18 protein-coding genes, 1 tRNA gene and 1 pseudogene are annotated in these 20333 nt (G+C 63.4%); 9 read left to right on the forward strand and 11 right to left on the reverse strand.

Annotated features, from left to right (window positions below; translation table 11 throughout):
* Positions 1–137 precede the first annotated feature (137 nt).
* Complete coding sequence (locus BG57_RS23145) at positions 138–860, forward strand: PepSY-associated TM helix domain-containing protein (RefSeq protein ID WP_035968525.1); 723 nt, start codon at positions 138–140, stop codon at positions 858–860.
* Between the two features lies 1 nt (position 861).
* Here the strand turns inward: BG57_RS23145 and BG57_RS31770 are convergent.
* The 9 genes and pseudogenes from BG57_RS31770 to BG57_RS23190 form a co-directional block, all read right to left on the reverse strand.
* Positions 862–1157 (reverse strand): annotated as a pseudogene (locus BG57_RS31770) (PepSY domain-containing protein); the annotation flags it as partial.
* A gap of 37 nt (positions 1158–1194) precedes the next feature.
* Positions 1195–2214: an XdhC family protein gene (locus BG57_RS23155; RefSeq protein WP_035968529.1), complete on the reverse strand. Its 1020-nt coding sequence runs from the start codon at positions 2212–2214 to the stop codon at positions 1195–1197.
* Positions 2187–2738 carry an SRPBCC family protein gene (locus BG57_RS23160; protein ID WP_035968531.1) on the reverse strand — a complete coding sequence of 184 codons (552 nt, stop codon included), beginning with the start codon at positions 2736–2738 and terminating at the stop codon, positions 2187–2189. Before BG57_RS23160 ends, BG57_RS23155 begins: the two co-directional genes overlap by 28 nt.
* Positions 2729–3922, reverse strand: coding sequence for a vWA domain-containing protein (locus BG57_RS23165; RefSeq protein WP_035968599.1), 1194 nt, complete (start codon positions 3920–3922; stop codon positions 2729–2731). Before BG57_RS23165 ends, BG57_RS23160 begins: the two co-directional genes overlap by 10 nt.
* Positions 3923–3924: 2 nt before the next feature.
* Positions 3925–4824 (reverse strand): AAA family ATPase, encoded by a 900-nt coding sequence (locus BG57_RS23170; protein WP_035968533.1) that lies wholly within the window; start codon positions 4822–4824, stop codon positions 3925–3927.
* The gene (locus BG57_RS23175) at positions 4824–5630 is read right to left on the reverse strand and encodes an FAD binding domain-containing protein (RefSeq protein ID WP_035968601.1); all 807 of its coding nucleotides are present in this window, start codon (positions 5628–5630) and stop codon (positions 4824–4826) included. The genes BG57_RS23170 and BG57_RS23175 overlap by 1 nt, the downstream gene beginning before the upstream one ends.
* A gap of 11 nt (positions 5631–5641) precedes the next feature.
* Positions 5642–8023, reverse strand: a complete 2382-nt coding sequence (locus tag BG57_RS23180) for a xanthine dehydrogenase family protein molybdopterin-binding subunit (RefSeq protein ID WP_035968536.1) — start codon at positions 8021–8023, stop codon at positions 5642–5644.
* 49 nt (positions 8024–8072) lie between these two features.
* Positions 8073–8549 (reverse strand): (2Fe-2S)-binding protein, encoded by a 477-nt coding sequence (locus BG57_RS23185; protein WP_035968538.1) that lies wholly within the window; start codon positions 8547–8549, stop codon positions 8073–8075.
* Positions 8550–8855: 306 nt separating this feature from the next.
* Complete coding sequence (locus BG57_RS23190) at positions 8856–10289, reverse strand: branched-chain amino acid transporter BcaP (protein WP_035968539.1); 1434 nt, start codon at positions 10287–10289, stop codon at positions 8856–8858.
* Positions 10290–10512: 223 nt separating this feature from the next.
* On the opposite strand from BG57_RS23190, the gene BG57_RS23195 reads away from it, so the two are divergent.
* The 3 genes from BG57_RS23195 to BG57_RS23210 all read left to right on the forward strand — a co-directional run bounded on the left by BG57_RS23195 (position 10513) and on the right by BG57_RS23210 (position 12894).
* The gene (locus tag BG57_RS23195) at positions 10513–10899 is read left to right on the forward strand and encodes a DUF488 domain-containing protein (protein WP_035968541.1); all 387 of its coding nucleotides are present in this window, start codon (positions 10513–10515) and stop codon (positions 10897–10899) included.
* Between the two features lie 807 nt (positions 10900–11706).
* Positions 11707–12288: a PAAR domain-containing protein gene (locus BG57_RS23205; RefSeq protein WP_035968546.1), complete on the forward strand. Its 582-nt coding sequence runs from the start codon at positions 11707–11709 to the stop codon at positions 12286–12288.
* A gap of 3 nt (positions 12289–12291) precedes the next feature.
* Positions 12292–12894 (forward strand): type VI secretion system amidase effector protein Tae4, encoded by a 603-nt coding sequence (locus BG57_RS23210; RefSeq protein WP_035968547.1) that lies wholly within the window; start codon positions 12292–12294, stop codon positions 12892–12894.
* Between the two features lie 628 nt (positions 12895–13522).
* On the opposite strand, the gene BG57_RS23215 is transcribed toward BG57_RS23210, so the two are convergent.
* A tRNA-Lys gene (locus tag BG57_RS23215) sits at positions 13523–13598 on the reverse strand.
* 149 nt (positions 13599–13747) lie between these two features.
* Here BG57_RS23215 and BG57_RS23220 point away from each other — a divergent pair.
* From BG57_RS23220 to BG57_RS23230, 3 genes are read left to right on the forward strand one after another with little or no spacing between them, the layout of a single operon-like run.
* Entirely contained in the window at positions 13748–14155 is a 408-nt protein-coding gene (locus BG57_RS23220; protein WP_035968549.1) for a PaaI family thioesterase, read from the forward strand.
* The gene (locus BG57_RS23225) at positions 14156–15025 is read left to right on the forward strand and encodes a patatin-like phospholipase family protein (protein WP_035968550.1); all 870 of its coding nucleotides are present in this window, start codon (positions 14156–14158) and stop codon (positions 15023–15025) included.
* Positions 15026–15045: 20 nt separating this feature from the next.
* The gene (locus tag BG57_RS23230; protein ID WP_035968552.1) at positions 15046–15522 is read left to right on the forward strand and encodes an OsmC family protein; all 477 of its coding nucleotides are present in this window, start codon (positions 15046–15048) and stop codon (positions 15520–15522) included.
* Positions 15523–15534: 12 nt separating this feature from the next.
* On the opposite strand, the gene BG57_RS23235 is transcribed toward BG57_RS23230, so the two are convergent.
* Positions 15535–16551, reverse strand: coding sequence for a D-2-hydroxyacid dehydrogenase family protein (locus tag BG57_RS23235; RefSeq protein ID WP_035968553.1), 1017 nt, complete (start codon positions 16549–16551; stop codon positions 15535–15537).
* Positions 16552–17023: 472 nt separating this feature from the next.
* Between BG57_RS23235 and BG57_RS23240 the strand changes: the two genes are divergently transcribed.
* Entirely contained in the window at positions 17024–18895 is a 1872-nt protein-coding gene (locus tag BG57_RS23240) for a phosphoenolpyruvate carboxykinase (GTP) (RefSeq protein ID WP_035968556.1), read from the forward strand.
* A gap of 221 nt (positions 18896–19116) precedes the next feature.
* Positions 19117–20211 carry a LysR family transcriptional regulator gene (locus BG57_RS23245; RefSeq protein ID WP_035968557.1) on the forward strand — a complete coding sequence of 365 codons (1095 nt, stop codon included), beginning with the start codon at positions 19117–19119 and terminating at the stop codon, positions 20209–20211.
* Positions 20212–20333: the final 122 nt, after the last annotated feature.

Raw genomic sequence — 20333 nt, forward strand, 5'->3', positions numbered from 1 at the left:
AATCGCAAAGGATTGTGCCAGGCGTGTATGCGTGTAATGATAACAATTCTCATTTGCCCGTCTATGGTCGATCGCCGCTTCCTGATGCGCGATCGGGGCGCGGCTTTGCCTAGGAACCGTCCGATTCGGAGAGACGCTTGAACGCGCCTGATACCCTCAATCCCCAGCCGACAAGCGGCTCGGCCCAATATCGCCCGCATCAACGCCTGATCGATGAAGCCGAGCAAGTCGTACGCAAGAACCGCTCGCGCCGCTCGACGTTCCTCAAGTGGCTCCGCAAGGTTCACGGCTGGGTCGGTCTGTGGGGCGCGATTCTCGGCCTGCTTTTCGGCGTGACCGGCTTTCTGCTGAATCACCGCGCGCCGCCGATGCGCATCTCGACCGGCGAGCCACAGGTATCGCAGATGCAGCTTGCGTTGCCGGCGGGCGGGTTCAAGTCGCCGCGCGACATGGGCGCGTGGGTCAAGCAGGAACTCAAGATCGACGGCAACCTCGGCCGCACGCGCCGCGAGCCGGCGCACCCGGTTGGCTGGGGCGACAAGAGCACGATGCAGCCCGAGCAATGGTCGGCGATGGTCTCGACGCCGGGCAGCAGTGTGATGGCGGAGTACTGGGTCGGCAACAACTTCGTGTCGGTGAAGCGGACCGAAAACACCTTCCTCGCGATGATGACGAACCTGCACAAGGGCGTCGGCTTGAGCGTCGGCTGGGTGTTGCTCATCGATACGCTCGCCGGCAGCCTGATCCTGCTCTCGTTGACCGGCGTGCTGCTCTGGACCGAACTGAACAAGCGCAAGACGGCCGGCGCGGCGATCGTCACCGTCTCGCTCATCGCGATGATCGTGTGCGGCTTGATGTAAGTCAGCGCCCCGCCGACGCGCGGCGCTTTCGCGGGTTATGCCGCGTCAGCCACAGATAGAGGCCGCTTCCGAGCACGACCACGGTCAACACATCGAAGGCGGCCCAGAAGATCTTGAGCGGCATGCGCCGAAATCGCCGAAATGCAGCGGCTGCGAGCCAAGCAGCACCTTCAGATACCACGGCAGTTCGCGCGAATCGGTGAGCGCGCCGGTGAATGCATCGACGAGCACGGGGCGAAGAATCCGCGTGGTCAGGATGCCGCCGCCGCGCATCCACACTGCATAGTGATGCGGGCTGCGACTATTCGTTAGTCGGAACCTTCAGGCCTTTGTATCAAACGCCGCAGGCTTCGCCGGTTCCGGCGACTTCGCGCGCCGCCTTTGCGCCCTCGACGCGCAGCAGTTCAGGCAGCGACACGCCATTCTTCGCAGCGGTGACCTCCGCGAGGATCGACACGGCGATTTCCGGCGGCGTCCTGCTGCCGATATAAATGCCGACCGGCCCGTGCAGTCGCGCGAGTTCGGCGTCGTTGAGATCGAATTCCTTCAGGCGTTCTCGCCGCGCCGCGTTATTGCGACGCGATCCCAGCGCGCCCACGTAGAACGCGGGCGTCTTCAGCGCTTCCATCAAGGCGAGATCGTCGAGCTTCGGATCGTGCGTCAGCGCGATGACCGCGGAGCGCTCGTCGAGCTTCATGTCCATCACCGTGTCGTCGGGCATGGTCCGCACGATGGTCGTGCCCGGTACGTCCCATTCGTCCGTGTACTCGATGCGTGGATCGCACACCGTCACGTGGTAGTCCAGCCCGACCGCGATGCTGCACAGATAGCGCGACAACTGCCCCGCGCCGATCACCAGCATGCGATAACGCGGACCGTGGATGGTCAGCAGCGTCGCTCCGTCGAACGCGACGCCATCGGTGGCGCGCGCGGGTTCGAGCCGCGCCACGCCCGTCGCCATGTCCAGCGTGCGCGCGACGAGCCGCCCGCTCTCCACCGCCTCACACAGTTCTGCGATACCGCTTTCGCGCGTGAGCGGTTCCAGCACGAGCTGGATCGTGCCGCCGCACGGCAGCCCGAAGCGATGCGCTTCTTCCGCGCTAATGCCGTACTTCACCGCTTCCGGCTTCGTCTGTTCGATGCCGCCTTGCCGCACGCGCTCGATCAGATCGTCCTCGATACAGCCGCCCGATACCGAGCCGACGACGTGTCCATCGTCGCGCACCGCGAGCATCGCACCCTCCGGCCGCGGCGACGAACCCCACGTTTTAACGACCGTGACGAGCAGCACGCGCTTGCCCTGTTCGAGCCATTGCGCGCTGTGTTTCAGGACTTCGAGATCCACGCTGTCCATGATTTCTTCCCTTTCTCTTCCTTCTCTCCGCCGGCTTCGTCAGCGGCGGATGCATCCTGTACTTCGTTCGATTCCTGCCCGCCCTGAAGCTGCGCGCCGAATCGCTTGAAGAATTCAGCTGCAATCTTACGCGCTGCGCCATCCACGAGGCGCGAGCCGATTTGCGCGAGCTTGCCGCCCACTTGCGCGTTCGCGCTGTAGGTGAGCTTCGTCGTGTCGGCTTCGTCGCCCGGCTCGAGGTTCACTTTCGCGTTGCCCTTGCTGAACCCCGCCGCGCCGCCTTGCCCCTCGAACACAATCGTGTAGGTGTGCGGCGCGTCGATGTCCGTCAGTTGCATGCGTCCCTTGAAGCGTGCCTTGACGGGGCCGACGGCGGCAGTCATCCCGACGGCATAGGCATTTTCACCGTCCGCTTCGATGCTGTCGCAGCCGGGGATGCAGGCCTTCAGTATCGCCGTGTCGTTGAGCGCTTCCCACGCGCGCGTCTGCGGCACCGGCAACACGTGAGTTTCGGTCAGTTCCATCGCGTGTGTTCTCCATGCGTGCGGGCGCCGCGCGCGGATAGCGCCGTCAGTTCCCGTCCGACAGCGGCGAGGCTGTCGAGGTTATGAGCCGCGAGCATCGCATCGACGTGCGGCAGGATCGCGCGCACGCCTCGCGCGCGGGGCGTGAAGCCGGTGTATCGCAGAAGCGGATTGAGCCACACCAGCCGATGTGCGAAGCGCCTGAGCCGCGCCATCTCCGCATCGAGCACGTCGATCGCTTCGTGGTCCAGTCCATCGGTGACGAGCAATACCGTCGCGCGGCCCGCGAGCACGCGGCGCGCCCATCGCCGGTTGAACTCCGCCAGCGCCGCGCCGATGCGCGTGCCGCCCGACCAGTCCGCGACCTGCTCGCCGAGCGTCGTAATGGCGACATCGGGATCGCGCTCGCGCAGCGCACGCGTCGCGTTCGTCAGGCGCGTGCCGAACAGGAACACTTGCAGACGCTCGCGCGATTGCAGCAGCGCATGGCAGAAGTACAGCACGGCGCGGGAATACGCGCTCATCGAACCGGAAATGTCGAGCAGCAGGACGAGCGGCGGCCGGCGCTCCACCACCGCGCGATACTTCCACGCGGTCCAGTCGCCGCCCGCGCGAACAGCCTGACGCGCGCTCGCGCGCAGATCGGCGTGCGTGCCGCGCGATGCCGCCTTGAGCCTGCGCGTCGGCTCCGTCGCGAGCGGCACACGATGCGCGCGAATCCGATGCCGCAGCGCACGCCATTCGTCGGCGGTGAGCGTATCGAAATCGCGATGGCTCAGGCGTTCTTGCGCACTGAAGCTCATGCGCGCATGAGTCTGTTCGGGCTCCGCTTCGGACGCTGGCGGACGCTTCGCCTCGGAGCGCGCCGCCAGCGCATCGGCGAGACGGTTATTGCGCTTGGGCGGCGGCGCGCCGCTTTCGACCTTCGGCAGCAACAGCGCGCGCAGCTTGCCTTCCCAGTCCGGATCGCGCCAGAAAAGATCGAAGGCGGCATCGAAGATATCGCGCTCGTCGCTCGCGTGGACCAGAAGGCACGCGAGCGTCGCGCGCACGTCGTCGCGACGGCGCAAGTCGATGAACCGCAGCGCGTCGATTGCATCGACCGCTTGCGCCGGCGACATGCCGAGTCCCGCGCCCCGCAGCAGCCGCACGAAATGAACGACGTTGCGCGAGAGCGTCTCCATCGTCACGCCTTCGCGGCCGTCGACAAGCACTGCGCGAGCGTCGCTGCGTCCATGCGCGCCAGATCGTCCTGATACTTGAGCAGCACGCCGAGCGTGTCCTGCACCGATTGCGGATCCAGTTCCGACACCGACAGCGCCGCGAGCGCCCGGCACCAGTCGATGGTCTCCGCGACGCCGGGCGCCTTGAACAGGTCCATCGTCCGCAATTCGTGGACGAACGCGACGGCCCGCGCCTGCAACGCGCGGCTCGCTTCCGGGGCGCGCGCCGCGACGATCGCCAGCTCGACATCGCGCTCCGGATAGCCGATCCACTGATACAGGCAACGCCGTTTCAGCGCGTCGTGGACTTCGCGCGTGCGGTTCGACGTCATCACGACGAGCGGCGGCCTTGCCGCGCGCACCGTGCCGTACTCCGGAATCGACACCTGAAAGTCCGACAGCAGTTCGAGCAGAAACGCTTCGAACGGCTCGTCGGCGCGGTCGATTTCATCGATCAGCAGCACGCGGCGCGCGGCGGCGTTATCGGGATCGGGCAGCAGCGCCTGCAACAGCGGACGCTTCAGCAGAAACTCGCCGCGATACAGCGAATCGTTCGACGGCGTGTCGCCCGATGCCTCCGCGAGCCGCAGCGCCATGATCTGCCGCGGATAGTCCCACTCGTAGAGCGCGCTGGCCGTGTCGAGCCCTTCGTAGCATTGCAGGCGCAGAAGCGTCGTGCCGCAGATGCCCGCCGCCGCCTTCGCGAGTTCCGTCTTGCCGACGCCCGGTTCGCCCTCGAGGAACAGCGGCCGCTGCATCTTCAGCGCGAGAAAGAGGGCCGTCGCAAGCTCGCGGCTCGCGAAGTATTGATGCTCGCGCAGGCGCGCGAGCGTGTCGTCGATCGAATCGGGCTCGCTCTGCATCACGTTCCGAACGACATCGCGCGTTCGATCGCGCGGCCCGCCAGCACCGGAATCAGATGCGCGCGATACGCCGCGCTCGCGTGCATGTCGTCGTTGAGGCCATCGGCGGAAAGGGTCACGCTGCGCGCCGACGCCACCGAGAAGTCCTTCGACAACGCCGCTTCCAGCTCCTTCGCCCGGAACGCGGAGGGCGCCGCGCCCGTCACGCCGACGCGCACGCCGTCCGCATGCTTAGCGACGAACACGCCGACGAGCGCGAAGTGCGACGCGGGATTGCGAAACTTCTCGTAGCCCGCGCGCTCGGCCAGCGGAAACTCGACGGCGGTAATCAGTTCGTCCGGTTCGAGCGCGGTCTCGTACATGCCGATGAAGAAGTCGTCGGCGGCGATGCGGCGGCGGTCCGTCACGATCGTCGCGTTCAGCCCGAGCACGGCTGAGGGATAGCACGCGGCGGGATCGTCGTTGGCGAGCGAACCGCCGATGGTCCCGCGTTCGCGAACCTGTCTGTCGCCGATGCGGCTCGCGAGATCGGCCAGGCCCGGCAGCGCCTGCTTCACATCGGCGTTCGACGCGACCTGCGCGTGGCACATCGCCCCGCCGATGGTCAGCTTGCCGGCATCGAGCGTGACGGTTTTCATCGACGCGATGCGCGTGACATCGACGAGCGCCGACGGCTGCGCAAGCCGCAGGCGCATGGTCGGCAACAGGCTCTGGCCGCCCGCGAGGAACTTGGCGTCGCTGTCGGCGGAAAGCGCGGCGACCGCTGCTTGCGCTTCGTTCGGCCGTTGATAGTCGAAGGTGTACATGGCGGTCATCCTCAAGCGGGTTGAGCAGCGTGCATCGCGGTCCATACGCGATGCGGCGTGGCGGGCATTTGCAGGTCCTTCACGCCGAGCGGCGCGAGCGCGTCGAGAATCGCGTTGATGACGGCGGGCGGCGAGCCGATTGCGCCTGCTTCACCGCAGCCCTTCACGCCGAGCGGATTATGCGTGCAGGGCGTGCCCTTCGCGGTCTCCACATTGAAGCTCGGCAAGTCGATGGCGTGCGGCATCGCGTAGTCCATGAAGGAGCCGGAAAGCAACTGGCCGCTGTCCTTGTCGTACACGCAACGTTCGAGCATCGCCTGTCCGATGCCCTGGCCGAGTCCACCGTGGACTTGTCCTTCGACGATCATCGGATTGATCACGTTGCCGAAGTCGTCGACGGCGGTGAACTTCTGGATGCGCGTCTCGCCGGTGTCGCGGTCGACCTCCACTTCGCAGACATACGCGCCGGACGGATACGTGAAGTTGGTCGGATCGTAGAACGCGTTCTCGTTGAGGCCCGGCTCCATCGTTTCGAGCGGGAAGTTGTGCGGCACATAGGCGGCGAGCGATACGTCCGCGAACGTCTTCGTTCTGTCCGTGCCCGCGACACGGAACACGCCGTTGTTGAATTCGACGTCCTGCGGCGATGCTTCCAGCAGATGCGCGGCGATCTTCTTCGCCTTGGCTTCGATCTTGTCGAGCGCCTTCACGATGGCCGAACCGCCGACCGCCAGCGACCGCGATCCATACGTGCCCATGCCGAACGGAATGCGCCCCGTGTCGCCATGAATGATCTCGACGTTTTCAATCGCGATGCCGAGCCGGTCGGCCACGACCTGCGCGAAAGTGGTTTCGTGTCCCTGTCCGTGACTGTGCGAGCCGGTGAATACGGTGACGGAGCCGGTCGGATGCACGCGCACTTCGCCTGCTTCGAAGAGACCGGCGCGCGCCCCGAGCGCACCCGCGACATTCGACGGCGCAAGCCCGCACGCCTCGATGTAGCACGAATAGCCGATGCCGCGCAGCTTGCCCTGCTGCTTCGATTCCTCGCGGCGCTTCTCGAAGCCCGCGACATCGGCCAGTTCCAGCGCGCGGTCGAGGATGGCGTCGTAATCGCCGGTGTCGTAGGTGAGACCGACCGGCGTCGCGTACGGAAATTCGCGGATGAAGTTGCGGCGGCGCAATTCCACCGGATCGATGTTCATCTCGCGCGCCGCCGTCTCGACGAGCCGCTCGACGACATACGTCGCTTCGGGACGGCCCGCGCCGCGGTAGGCATCGACGGGAACGGTGTTCGTGAAGACCGCCTTCACTTCGGCGTAGATCGCGGGCGTCGCGTACTGGCCGGCGAGCAGCGTCGCGTAGAGGATGGTCGGAATCGACGACGCGAACGTCGACAGATACGCGCCCATGTTGGCGGTCGTGTGAACGCGCATCCCGAGAAACTTGCCGTCCTTGTCGAGCGCGAGTTCGGCCTTGGTGACGTGATCGCGGCCGTGGGCGTCGGAAAGAAAGGCTTCCGAACGCTCCGCTGCCCACTTGATGGGACGCCCCACTTTCTTCGATGCCCACGTCAGCGCGACGTCCTCAGGATAAAGAAAGATCTTGGAGCCGAAGCCGCCGCCGACATCCGGCGCAATCACGCGCAGCTTCGATTCCGGCAGCGACAGCACGAACGCCGCCATCAGCAATCGCTCGACGTGCGGATTCTGGTTCGCGACGTACACCGTGTAGCTGTCGTCGTGCTTCGAGTAGCTCGCGTTGACGGCGCGCGGCTCGATGGCGTTCGGCACGAGGCGCTGATTGACGATATCGAGCGTCGTCACGTGCGCGGCCTGCGCGAAAGCGGCGTCGGTGCGCGCCTTGTCGCCGTGACCCCAGTTGTAGCAGACGTTGCCCGGCACGGCGTCGTGGACGAGCGGCTTGCCGGGATCGGCGGCGCTCGCGGTATCGACCACGGCGGGCAATTCTTCGTAGTCCACGGCGATCAGCTCGACCGCGTCTTTCGCTTCCTTCAGCGATTCCGCGACGACGAGCGCGACCTGATCGCCCACGTGCAGCGCCTTGTCGTGCGCGATGACGGGATGCGGCGGCTCGTGCATCGGCGAGCCATCGGTGCTGTGGATGAGCCATCCGCACGGCAAGCCGCCGACATTGTCAGCCGCGAGGTCTTTGCCCGTAAAAATGGCGATGACGCCGGGCGACGCTTTCGCCGCGTCGATGTCGATCGAGCGGATGCGCGCATGCGCGTGCGGCGAGCGAAGGAACACGCCGTAGCTTTGCTGCGGCAGCACGACGTCGTCGGTGTACTGGCCGGCGCCCGTCAGGAAGCGATAGTCTTCCTTGCGCTTGACGCCAGCGCCGATCAGTTTCTGTTGTTCAGGTGCGTTCATCGCGGTCTCCTGTCCAGGCGCGATTCATCGGTCAGAAAGGGACGTCGCGTCAGGCGCGCGCCTTCATGTTTTGTGCGCCTTCGAGGACCGCTTTCACGATGTTGTGATAGCCGGTGCAGCGGCACAGATTGCCGTCGAGCTGTTCGCGCACTTCGTCTTCGGAGAGATCGGGCGAATCGGCGGCGAGCGCGCTCGCGGTCATCACCATGCCCGGCGTGCAGAAGCCGCATTGCAGGCCGTGACATTCCTTGAATGCCGCCTGCATCGGATGAAGCTGGCCGTCTTTCGACATGCCTTCGATGGTCGTCACTTCCAGACCATCGGCCTGAGCGGCGAGGATGTTGCAGGACTTGATCGCGCGGCCGTCGAGATGCACGGTGCATGCGCCGCACTGCGCCGTGTCGCAGCCGACGTGCGTGCCGGTGAGCCTGAGATTTTCGCGGAGAAACTGGACGAGCAGAAGATGCGGTTCGACGTTTGCGGTCACCGGTTTCCCGTTGACCGTCAGACTGATGCTGAGCGGCATTGCTGTCTCCTTATTGGCCGGAGTGGGCGCTCGTTTGCGCCTTTCCGGTCCCATGCACGATATTGCCGGGGGATGGACCCGCCTCACGCCGCTCGCGCCATGCACCTCATCACGTCCTGAACCTGGCTTGGGCTAAGCGTCCAGCTGGGAATTCGTGTTGTGTGTCACGGCGAGTAAAGCACAAATCGACGGGCCTCGCTATTAGGCGCACGCCCGTGCATTCGCCGGTTTCATCGTGGGGCCGGCGCCCTGAAATGCAAAACGCCGCCCCGTGGGGCGGCGTTGTTGATCGAGAGTGCGGGCGGTTCAGTGCGTGACGGTTTCGCGCTTCGGCACCGGCGCGTGCTCGGCCGCGCGGCCCAGCGCCGAACGATGGCGCGAGTAGACGAAGTAGATCACCAGGCCGATCAGCAGCCACACGACGAACGCGATCCACGTCGCCTTTGCCAGATTGAACATCAGGAACAGGCACGACGCCACCGCGAGAATCGGCACCACCGGCACGCCCGGGCAGCGGAACGCGCGCGGCAGGTCGGGATGCGTGCGACGCAGGATCAGCACGGCGATGGAGACCATCGAGAATGCCGCGAGCGTGCCGATGTTGATCAGCTCGGCCAGCACGTTGAGCGGCACCAGCGCGCCGATCAGCCCGAAGAAGATGCCGACGAGCCACGTCGTGAAGAACGGCGTCGCGTAACGCGGATGCACGCTCGACAGCTTCGCGGGCAGCAGACCGTCGCGCGACATCGCGTAGATGATGCGCGTCTGGCCGTAGCTCATCACCAGAATGACGGTGAGCATGCCGAGCACCGCGCCGAGATCGATGAATCCCGCGACCCAGTTTTGTCCGGCCACTTGCAGCGCGTACGACACCGGATGCGAGATGCTCGCGAACTGCGCTGCCGGCACGATGCCGGTCACGACCGCCGCCACCGCCACGTACAGCACCGCGCAGACGGCCAGCGACGAAATGATGCCGATGGGCAGATCGCGCTTCGGATTCTTCACTTCTTCCGCCGCCGACGACACTGAATCGAAGCCGATGAACGCAAAGAACATCACCGCCGCCGCGCCGAACACGCCCGACCAGCCATTCGGCATGAACGGATGCCAGTTCGCCGGCGTGACGTGGAACACGCCGACCGCGATCACCAGCAGGACGACCGTCACCTTGATCGCGACCATGATGTTGTTGATCCGCGTGGATTCCTTCACGCCGATCGACAGCAGCCACGTGATGACCATCATCACGAGGAACGCGGGCAGGTTGAAGTACGTGACGTGGCCGGGCGACGCGCCGGGCGCGGCGGTCAGCGCGGTCGGCAGGCTGATGCCGAAGCCGGAAAGCAGCGATTGCAGATAGCCCGACCATCCGACCGAAACCGCGGACGTGGCGAGCCCGTACTCCAGCATCAGATCCCAGCCGATGATCCACGCGGCGAGCTCGCCGAGCGTCGCATAGGAGTAGGTGTAGATGGAGCCGGCGACGGGAATGGTCGATGAGAACTCGGCGTAGGCGAGGGCGGCGAAACAGCAGGCGATCGCTGCGACGAGGAACGACACCATGAGCGCCGGACCGGCCTGCACGGCGCCCGTGCCGGTGAGCACGAAGATGCCGGTGCCGATGATCGCTCCGATGCCGAGGAAGGTCAGATCGAGCGCACCGAGCGTTTTCTTGAGAGACGTGCTGTGCGCGCCAGCCAGCATGTGCTCGATGTTTTTCTTGCGGAACAACGACATTGCGGTAAGTCTCCTTTCGGCGCTAGCGTGCGCCTTCCTTCGGGAAAACCCGATATTTTAGCGGAGTCGAGGAGAATGCCCATCATTTGGGCGTCGTGCCCTTTTTTGGCGCGACTTTTTACGAATTTAGCGTGATTGAGATAAATCGGCGGTCGGGCCGCAGTGGTTTCGCGGGAGCGGCGGCGGTTATCCTGTGCCGACGAAAATCCGAAGGAGACAACGTATGGCGATTCGAATAGTGCGGCTCGGCTCACCGCGCGCGGACAACGAAGGCCTGCGTATTGGCACGGTTCGCCGTCCGCCGCGCGGCGTGCCGAAGTCCGAGTTCGCGAGCCGCGATTTCTATGACGTGTGGTATCCGAATCTGTCGCCGTCGCCGGAGTTGGTGGCCAAGGCGCTGCATGCGGAAAGCGACAAGGACTGGCGGGACTTCGTGAAGAAGTTCAAGGCGGCGATGGCGCAGCCGGACGCGAGCAAATCGCTGGATCTGCTGGCCGCGCTGTCGCATACGACGAATCTGTCGGTCGGGTGTTACTGCGAAAACGAGGCGCGATGCCATCGGTCCGTGCTGCGGGAATTGTTGGAGAAGAGGGGAGCGGAGGTAGTTTGAGGGAAGGAGGCGGTGGGCGTCGGACGCTAGGTCCGCGCGTTTATCTTGGGCACGACGCCACTATCAACGAGTTCTTCGATTAGCCGTTGTTCGGCGGCGTCCATCGGGCGGAGTGCTGCACGCGCGGATTGGAAAAGCTGTATCGAGGCTTTCGCGCCTGCGAGTGTCACCGATAGGCTTAATTCGATAGCATCAAGCCGTGCGCTTTGTCCATCGCAGAGTGCTCGCTTCTGATGCGCAACGGTCTCCTGTGCGCACTTGATTCCCACGGCTACTAGACTCAGCTTATGTTCGATCTTGACCGCGCCGGATGCGCTCAAGTCACGCCGTTTGCTCAATGTCTCGCTCCTGTATGAAGGCCGAGCCGCCCCAAAAGCCGGGCGGGCGGGAACAGTGACAAGGTTGGCAGACCCGGAGAATGACCATACCGGCAACCCTTTCGGGTTCCCTGCCACGTCCCGCCCATAGGCGAACAGAAGCACCACGCGCCAGCGGTCAACAGGCGCACGGGGCCTAACGCTAACCCGCATTGCGCGGGCGTCGCGAGTCAAACTCTCTACAGGCTGCCAAGCCCGTCCCGACGCAACCACGCGTCGGACTTCACAGAATACGACAGAACCCCTCACTCCCAGTTCTACGATACCGTCAAAATTCGTTGAATTTGACGTGTCGTGGTCCTTGTCGTGTCTTGCATTGTTGCGCTGCCCGTATGCTGACGATTCGCCCTAAACCGCATGAGTATCGAATACGGGAGTCGAAATACATGCCAAAAATCAAGCATAACGAAATAAAGTGCGGAGGTGGATCATGATGCGCCGTATAGCAGTTGTCGGGGACAAACTCAGTAACGATGGCGAGATTTGTTCTTATCAAGGCCCACAGTTTCTGGTTCACGGGCATCAAGCTGCACTCATAGGCGGCGCGGCTTACTGTCCGGTCTGCAAGACTACAGGCTACATCGCTAAGGATGGCGGGCCGCGTCGTATGAATCTCTTCGTCAGCGAGATTGCAGTGCACGACGATGTTGTTGTGTGCGGCTGCCCCGAACATCCGCGCATCTTTGCCGAGCTTGCGGGAGAAGCATGGTACGACGATATGGCCGAGACACTTCGAAACACCGGACTGCGCAAGACTGAGGGCGGCGGCGCACCGTTAGGGCTGGCCGCGTCAGCTACTGATAACGTGTCGTTCGGCGAGCAAATACGTGCAAACGCATCCCATATTCGTCTCGACGGCTATCCGTACCTCATCGAAATGGCGGACGGTCGCGTGTTCTCTGGTCGCGTAGATTCCAGCGGTGCGCTGCCCCGCATGATGACCGGAGACAACGCTGACGAATACACCGTGTATTGGGGCGAAGACGCCCTTGAGAGATCGAACGAGAACTGATCGATGCCGAACAAGCCGACCAAAGTACGAACCAACCCGACGCCGAACTCCGTCAAGGAAGTGCAGTTGAAAGCTGTGACTTTTCAAGAACTGTGGACTAATTATCCGAGCGGAAACCCATACGACAACCCCGCATATAAGAATCAATGTGCAATCCGCATGAGCGTTACGCTTCATAACGTCGGCATTGGCATGAAGTCGTTTTCTTCGAAGGTCGTGCGGCCCTCTTCTGGTCAGCCGAGCATTGGCCGCATCATTTTGGATGGCAAGGCAACAGCAACGCGAGCCGATGAGATGGGACAATGGCTCAAGCTACAACCTTTCGCCGGGCTACCTAAAGCCGAAAACATCACCGGGTCGGGCTGGCAAGAAAAGATCAAGGGGCGAACCGGGATTGTTCAATTTTCGCAATATTGGACACGCGAGGGTGAGAACGCAGATAGTGCGAGTGGCGGACATATTGATCTATGGAATGGCAGCAAGCTGACGTCACCAAGCGCCGGTGGTGCGGTCGATACATTCATGCGCTTCACGCTTGGCATATCGTCGGCGTGGTACTCCGACCTAGGCAAATCGAAGCAGATTCTCTTCTGGGAAATTCAGTGAAGCGCGCCGCTTGGTCAATCGCTTATCTGTGCGTCGGCGCGGTGTTGTCGTGGCAATCGGCGGTATGGATCAGTCGATTGTCGCGACGACTATCATGGCCGCTGTTTAGCACGCGCTGGCATGATTGCTGGGATATCGAGCATTGTAATGTGTCGGCGTTCGGGTACGCCTCAATCTTGGCGTTCGTCTTTGCTCCGAGCGTAGTTTGGGCCATCGCCGGATTCAAACAACCTGATAGTGCTTCGTTGCGAGTATGGGCGGGCTTGTTACTCGCTTTAGGCACGGTTAGCTTCTATCTGATCTACTACGCGGCTGTATGGCGCTGAATAGATAGCGCGAAGCCCCGCAGTTGCGGGGCTTGCTTTATGAATCGTCAGGAACATGCCGTGTCGATGCATCCGTCAGCGGGCGGCGTTGCTCGAACAAGTCGGTTCTGTGATACGCCGCTTCGATCTTGTTCGCTACCGGATGCCAGCGCTCGCTCTGCAAGGTCGCGCGCAAACCTTGCTCTAGGCGACATTGATGACGCAGCACACCCAGCATTGCCCGATTTTCCTAAACAGTGCCTACACGGAATCCAGAAAGCAAAAGCCCGGTCACACGGACCGGGCTAAGTGCTTGAATTCTTTGGTGGGGCGTGAGTGACTCGAACACTCGACCTACGGATTAAGAGTCCGCTGCTCTACCAACTGAGCTAACGCCCCCAACAGAAGCGAAATTATAGCGGGAGTATTTCGAAAAGCGCAAGCGTCTATCGCAAAAAATTTACGCTCACGAACACCGCGCGGACCGCTGGGCAAAAGCCCCGAGCCGGTATCATGACGCGTCCCCCAACCGCACAAAGCCCAAAAAAATGGACGAAGCCGCCATCCGCGCGTTGCTCAACGACATCCTCGCGCCGTGGGTCCGAGAATTGTCGCTCGCGCCCGAATCCATCGGCGATGATCGCGTCACCTTGCGTCTGCCGTACTCGGATCAGTTGCGGCACGCGGGCGGCGTCATCTGCGGTCAGGTCTTCATGGCTGCCGCCGATACCGCGATGGTCGTCGCCATCTCGCACACGATGGGCGGCTTCTCGCCAATGACCACCGTCTCGCTCAACACCACGTTCATGCGTCCGGTCAAAACCGGCGACGTGCTGGTCACAGCGCGCGTCATGCGCCGGGGCCGCAATCTCGTGTTCGGTGAAATCGACATGCACGACGCCAACGGCGAACTCGCCGCCCACGCCACGACAACCTACGCACTCGTCAGCAAATAAATGTTCGATCAGGTCGTATTCGCCGGCGGCGGCAACCGCTGCTGGTGGCAAGCCGGTTTCTGGGACGTCATCCAGCCGGAATTGAGGCTTAAGCCGCGCATCATCGCGGGCATCTCGGCGGGCGCGGCCACCGCGTGCATGCTCTACACCAACGACGCGCGCTGGGTCATGAACTACTACGCGCAGGCGCTACGCGGCAACACGAAGAACGCGTACTGGGGCAACCTGCTGCGCGGGCAGTCCGTCTTCCCGCATTACCGCATCTATCGGCAGGCACTGCTCGACATCTTCGCGGAGCGTTTCCATGAACTCGCTTCCGCGCCGGAGATTCGCATCGGCGTGTCGCATCTGCCGCGCTGGCTCGGCGCGCGCAGCGCCGTCGCGGCCGGGCTGATTGCGTACAACATCGAGAAGTACGTGCGCAAGACGCTGCACCCGACGCTCGGTCAGGCGCTCGGCTTCCATCCCGAGTTCGTGACGGCGCAGGAATGCGCGAACATCGAAGACCTCGCGGACCTGATCCTGCAATCGTCGAGTACGCCGCCTTTCACGCCGATCCTCCGACGCAACGGCCGCCCCGTGCTCGATGGCGGCATGGTCGACAACGTGCCGGTCTCCGCGCTCGATGCATCGCCGGGAACGGTGCTCGTCATGGTCACGCGGCTTTATCCGCGCGAGCGCACGTTCGTCGTGCCGCACGGCGAGCAGCGGCGCATCTACGTGCAGCCGTCGCGCAAGGTGCCGATATCGAGCTGGGACTATACGAGCCCGTCCCAGATGCAGCATGCTTATGACCTGGGCCGCGCGGACGGCGAAAACTTTCTCAAGCGCCTTCCGCATCTGATGGATGCCGCATCGCACATTGCCTAGCCAGGCAAAAGGAGCGCGCCATGCCAAAGCAGCACACCTACGAACTCACCGTCGCATGGACGGGCAATCGCGGTTCCGGCACCTCCGCCTACGACGCCTACTCGCGCGACCACGTCGTGCGCGTCGCGGGCAAGGCCGCGATCGAGGCATCGAGCGATCCCGCTTTTCGCGGCGATCCCACGCGCCACAATCCGGAGGAACTGTTCGTGGCGTCGCTGTCGTCGTGTCACATGCTTTGGTATCTGCACTTGTGCGCGGTCAACAAGATCGTCGTGACCGGCTATGTCGACGGAGCCATCGGCATCATGCAGGAGGACGCGAACGGTAGCGGCCGCTTCGCCGATGTGCTGCTGCGCCCGCGCGTGACCATCGGCGCGGGCGGCGACACTGCGCTCGCGACGCGCCTGCACGAAGAGGCGCACCGCTTCTGCTTCATCGCGAACTCGGTGAATTTTCCGGTGCGCTGCGAGCCGTCGATCGACGTATCGACGGCCTGACGCATCGACCGCTCAGCGGCGGCGCGCGTGCTGCAGCGCTTCGGGATTCGACACGCTCGAGGTATCGCCGGCATCGAAGGCGAGGATGTTGCTGAACGCCGCGCTGAAGTAAAGCTCGTAGCTCTCGCGCTCCACATAGCCGATGTGCGGCGTGCAGATCACGTTTTCCATGCGCAACAGGCCGTAGCCCTGCAGGATCGGCTCGCTCTCGTAGACATCGACCGCGACCATCCCCGGCCGGTTGTGATGCAGCGAATTCAGCAGCGCGTTCTCTTCGAGCAGCTCGGCGCGGCTCGTGTTGACGAAGAGCGCGGTCGGCTTCATGCGCATCAGATCTTCCGTGCGGACGATGCCGCGCGTCTCGTCGTTCATACGCAGATGCACGGTGAGCACGTCGCTCTGCTCGAAGAGCGCCTCGCGGGTTTCCGCGACGGCGAAGCCATCCTCGCGCGCCGCCGCCAGCGAGTGCTCGCGGCCGTGCACGAGCACGTTCATGCCGAACGCCTTGCCGTAGCCCGCCACCAGCTGGCCGATCTTGCCGTAACCCCAGATGCCGAGCGTCTGCCCGCGCAGCACCTGCCCGAGGCCGAAGTTCGGCGGCAGGGCCGACGTCTTCAGCCCCGACTGCTGCCACGCGCCCTGCTTCAGGTTCGCGACGTATTGCGGAATGCGACGCTGCGCCGCCATGATCAGCGCCCACGTCAGTTCGGCCGGCGCGACCGGCGATCCGGTGCCTTCCAGCACGGCGATGCCGCGTTCCGTACATGCGTCGATATCGATATGTCCGCCGCCCGCGCGGCCCGTCTGGCTGATCATGCGCAGCTTCGGGCATTTATCGAGGAGTTGCGAACTGATGCGCGTGCGTTCGCGGATCAGCACGAGCGCATCGACTTCCGACAGTCTGCTAGCCAACTGTCCGAGTCCACGCACCGTGTTATTAAAGACTTTCACTTCGTGATCATCGAGAAGATGGAAGCAGTCGAGCTTCCTTACGGCGTCCTGGTAGTCGTCGAGAATGGCGATTTTCATGGGTTTTGATTGGCTTTTTGTAGGCATCGAACATGCTGCATTTTTGGTCCGGCTTGCGAAATAGAGCGGATTAACTTCGGGTAATTACCGAGAAAGCCGCACTAAATCGCAGGAACTGTGATCTCACTGCGCAGCATCAAAGCAGGGCTGCATGGCGGTGTTAAGCTCATTTCCTCGTTTCCGAGCAAATAACCCGCTCGGGAAACAAAAAAATGCGGCGCCATTGCGGAAAACACGGTAATCCGCAAGGGGACAGGCCGCTTAGTATCTCTTTTTAACAGTTTGTTCCTTAGCGACGCAAGCCGCCTGGCGCTGCGTCGCAGGATCAGGCCCGATGACGCCGCAATCGGCAAAGGGAACCGTCTTTCGTGCGACGAATATCTTTTGAAAATGCACGGTGGTTCCGGTCGCAATGCCTCTCGCATGCAGCGTCAGGGCTCACGGTTTTCATTGCAGAAACGGAGACAACTCGATGAACCAGCCCGCAGTAGCCGAAGAAAATAAAAACAACGTCGTCGACGTCCAGGCGCCGGCCTATGTCCGGCACCGACGATTGATCCAATGGGTTCAACGCGTCGCCGCGCTGACAAAACCCGATCGCGTCGTCTGGTGCGACGGCACGCAAGCCGAATACGACCGGCTCTGCGAACAGATGGTCGCCGCCGGCACGATGAAGAAGCTCAATTCCGCCAAACGCCCCAACTCCTTTCTGGCTTGCTCCGATCCCTCGGATGTCGCGCGCGTCGAAGACAGAACGTTTATCTGCTCGGAGCGCCCGGAAGATGCCGGCCCCACGAACAACTGGATCGACCCGCAGGAAATGCGCTCGACGCTCGACGGCCTCTTCGACGGCGCGATGCGCGGCCGCACGATGTACGTCGTGCCGTTCTCGATGGGCCCGCTCGGCTCGCCGATCGCGCATATCGGCGTGGAATTGTCGGATAGCCCGTACGTCGTCACGAACATGCGGATCATGACGCGCATGGGCCGCGAGGTGTTCGAAGTCCTCGGCGAGGAAGGCGAGTTCGTGCCCTGCGTGCATTCGGTCGGCGCACCGCTCGCCGATGGCCGCAAGGACGTGCCGTGGCCGTGCAACGACACGAAGTACATCGTGCATTTTCCGAAGACGCGGGAAATCTGGAGCTTCGGCTCGGGCTACGGCGGCAACGCGCTGCTCGGCAAGAAGTGCTTCGCGCTGCGCATTGCGTCGACCATGGGCCGCGACGAAGGCTGGCTCGCCGAACACATGCTCATTCTCGGCGTCACGTCGCCCGAGGGGCGCAAGCACCACGTCGCGGCGGCGTTCCCGTCGGCGTGCGGCAAGACCAACTTCGCGATGCTGATCCCGCCGCAAGACCTGAACGGCTGGAAGGTGACGACGATCGGTGACGACATCGCGTGGATCAAGCCCGGCAAGGATGGCCGGCTGTACGCGATCAACCCGGAAGCCGGCTACTTCGGCGTCGCGCCGGGCACGAGCGAAAAGACCAACTTCAACGCGATGGCGACGCTCAAGGAAAACGTGATCTTCACGAACGTCGCGCTGACCGACGACGGCGACGTTTGGTGGGAAGGCATGACGGACACGCCGCCCGCGCATCTGATCGACTGGCAGGGTCGCGACTGGACGCCCGAGCTCGCGAAGGAGACCGGCGCGAAGGCCGCGCATCCGAACGCGCGTTTCACGGCGCCGGCATCGCAATGTCCGTCGATCGATCCGGACTGGGAGAACCCGGCGGGCGTGCCAATCGATGCGTTCATCTTCGGCGGACGCCGTTCGACGACCGTGCCGCTCGTCACCGAAGCGCGCGACTGGAAGGAAGGCGTCTACATGGCCGCGACGATGGGCTCCGAAACCACGGCCGCCGCCGCGGGGCAACAGGGCGTCGTGCGCCGCGATCCGTTCGCGATGCTGCCGTTCTGCGGCTACAACATGAGCGACTATTTCGGCCACTGGCTGAAGATCGGCGAGCGCCTCGAAGCGCTCAACGCGAAGGCGCCGAAGTTCTTCTGCGTGAACTGGTTCCGCAAGGGCGACGACGGCAAGTTCGTGTGGCCGGGCTTTGGCGAAAACATGCGCGTGCTGAACTGGATGGTCGGCCGCATCGAAGGCACGGCGAGCGGCGAGGAACACGCGTTCGGCATTTCGCCGCGTTACGAGGACATCGACTGGGGCGGGCTGAACTTCACGCGCGACCAGTTCGAGCAGGTCATCTCGGTCAACGACGCCGCATGGCGCGACGAACTCGCGCTGCACGACGAGCTGTTCACCCGTCTGCAGCAAGGGCTGCCGGACGCACTGCCGGAAGCCAAGGCCGGCATGGAGAAGCGGCTCGCGGCCTGATTCCCGGCCGCTTCGCATCGCCCGGCGGTCGACATCGCCGGGCAAAGTTCAACACGGTGCGGGCGGGGAGTGTCTCCTTCCCCGCCGGCCGCCCTTCGCCCACGAATTTTTTCGAAAAGGCAACCGCCAACCGCAACTTCTGCACGATTTCCTCAGTCCTAGGATAATTCTGAATTGCCTTGCAGCAGAATTGATAGCCGCCTGGCGGCAGGAGTTGTCCCATGGATCATTTGCAGTCGATGAGAGTGTTCGTCCGCGTGGCCGATCTCGGCAGTTTTGCCAGAGCCGCGAGCGCGATGGATATCTCGAACGCGGTCGCGACGCGGCACGTCGCGGATCTCGAAGGCCGCCTCGGCACGCGCCTGCTCAATCGCACCACGCGCAGTCTGTCGCTCACGGAGTCGGGTCAGGTTTATCTCGAACGTGCGCGCCAGATTCTCGATGAACTCGAAGACGTCGAACAGATGGTCGTCGCGCGCAATCACGAGCCGCTCGGCTCGCTGCGTATCGTCGCGCCGGTCGTGTTCGGGCTGCACAATCTCGCGCCGGTATTGCAGACGTACGCGCAGCGCTATCCAAAAGTGATCCCCGATGTGACGCTCGTGGACCGCCAGGTCGATCTGGTGGAGGAAGGGTTCGATGTCGGCATCGTCATCGCGCGGCAAGTGAAGAGCGCGAGCGTCGTCACGCGGCGGCTGACGACCGGCTGCATGACCGTCTGCGCAACGCCGGCGTATCTGGAGAAGCGCGGCACGCCGACGCGTCCCGAGCATCTGCTGGAACATCCGTGCCTTAGCCTGCCGTCCGAGTATTGGGGCGACGAACGCGTGTTTACCGGCCCCGAGGGCGAAGTGCGCGTGCGGCCGTCGAACGTGATCATCGCGAACAATACGGAGATGCTGCGGCAGTTCGCGCTGCTGGGCATGGGCATCGCGATTCTGCCGAGCTATCTGATCGGCAACGATACGAAGCGCGGCCAGCTCGTGCGCCTGCTGAGCGACTATCAGTTGCCGCAGGTCGAAATCAACGTCGCATATCCGAGCCGGCGGCATTTGCCGGCGAAGGTGCGGACCTTCATCGATCACCTCGTCGAGCACTTCAGCCAGACGCCGAATCATCAGCTCGGCGAACAATGGATCCGCGACGGCATGGGCAAGCCCGTCGCGGCTGGCGCGCAGCCGCACTACGAATCCGCCGATGAACCGCAAGCGCCGCCGCCCGCGCCGCGCTCGCGTTCGATCGATGGTGAACTGGGGCCGAAGCTGTCGAAGCCGTCGCGAACGAGAGGGCGCGTGCCGGCGGCATCGCCGTTCTGAGTTTTGCCGGAGTGGCAGCATGAGAAGGCCCGGGAGATTTCGTTTCCCGGGCTTTTTGCTTTTTAGCGAGCGTCGCGCTCTGCTGACGTAAAAAAGCCCGCGAATCGCTTCGCGGGCCTGAT

Origin of the sequence: Caballeronia grimmiae, assembly GCF_000698555.1 — a bacterium.
In the GTDB taxonomy this organism is placed as follows: domain Bacteria; phylum Pseudomonadota; class Gammaproteobacteria; order Burkholderiales; family Burkholderiaceae; genus Caballeronia; species Caballeronia grimmiae.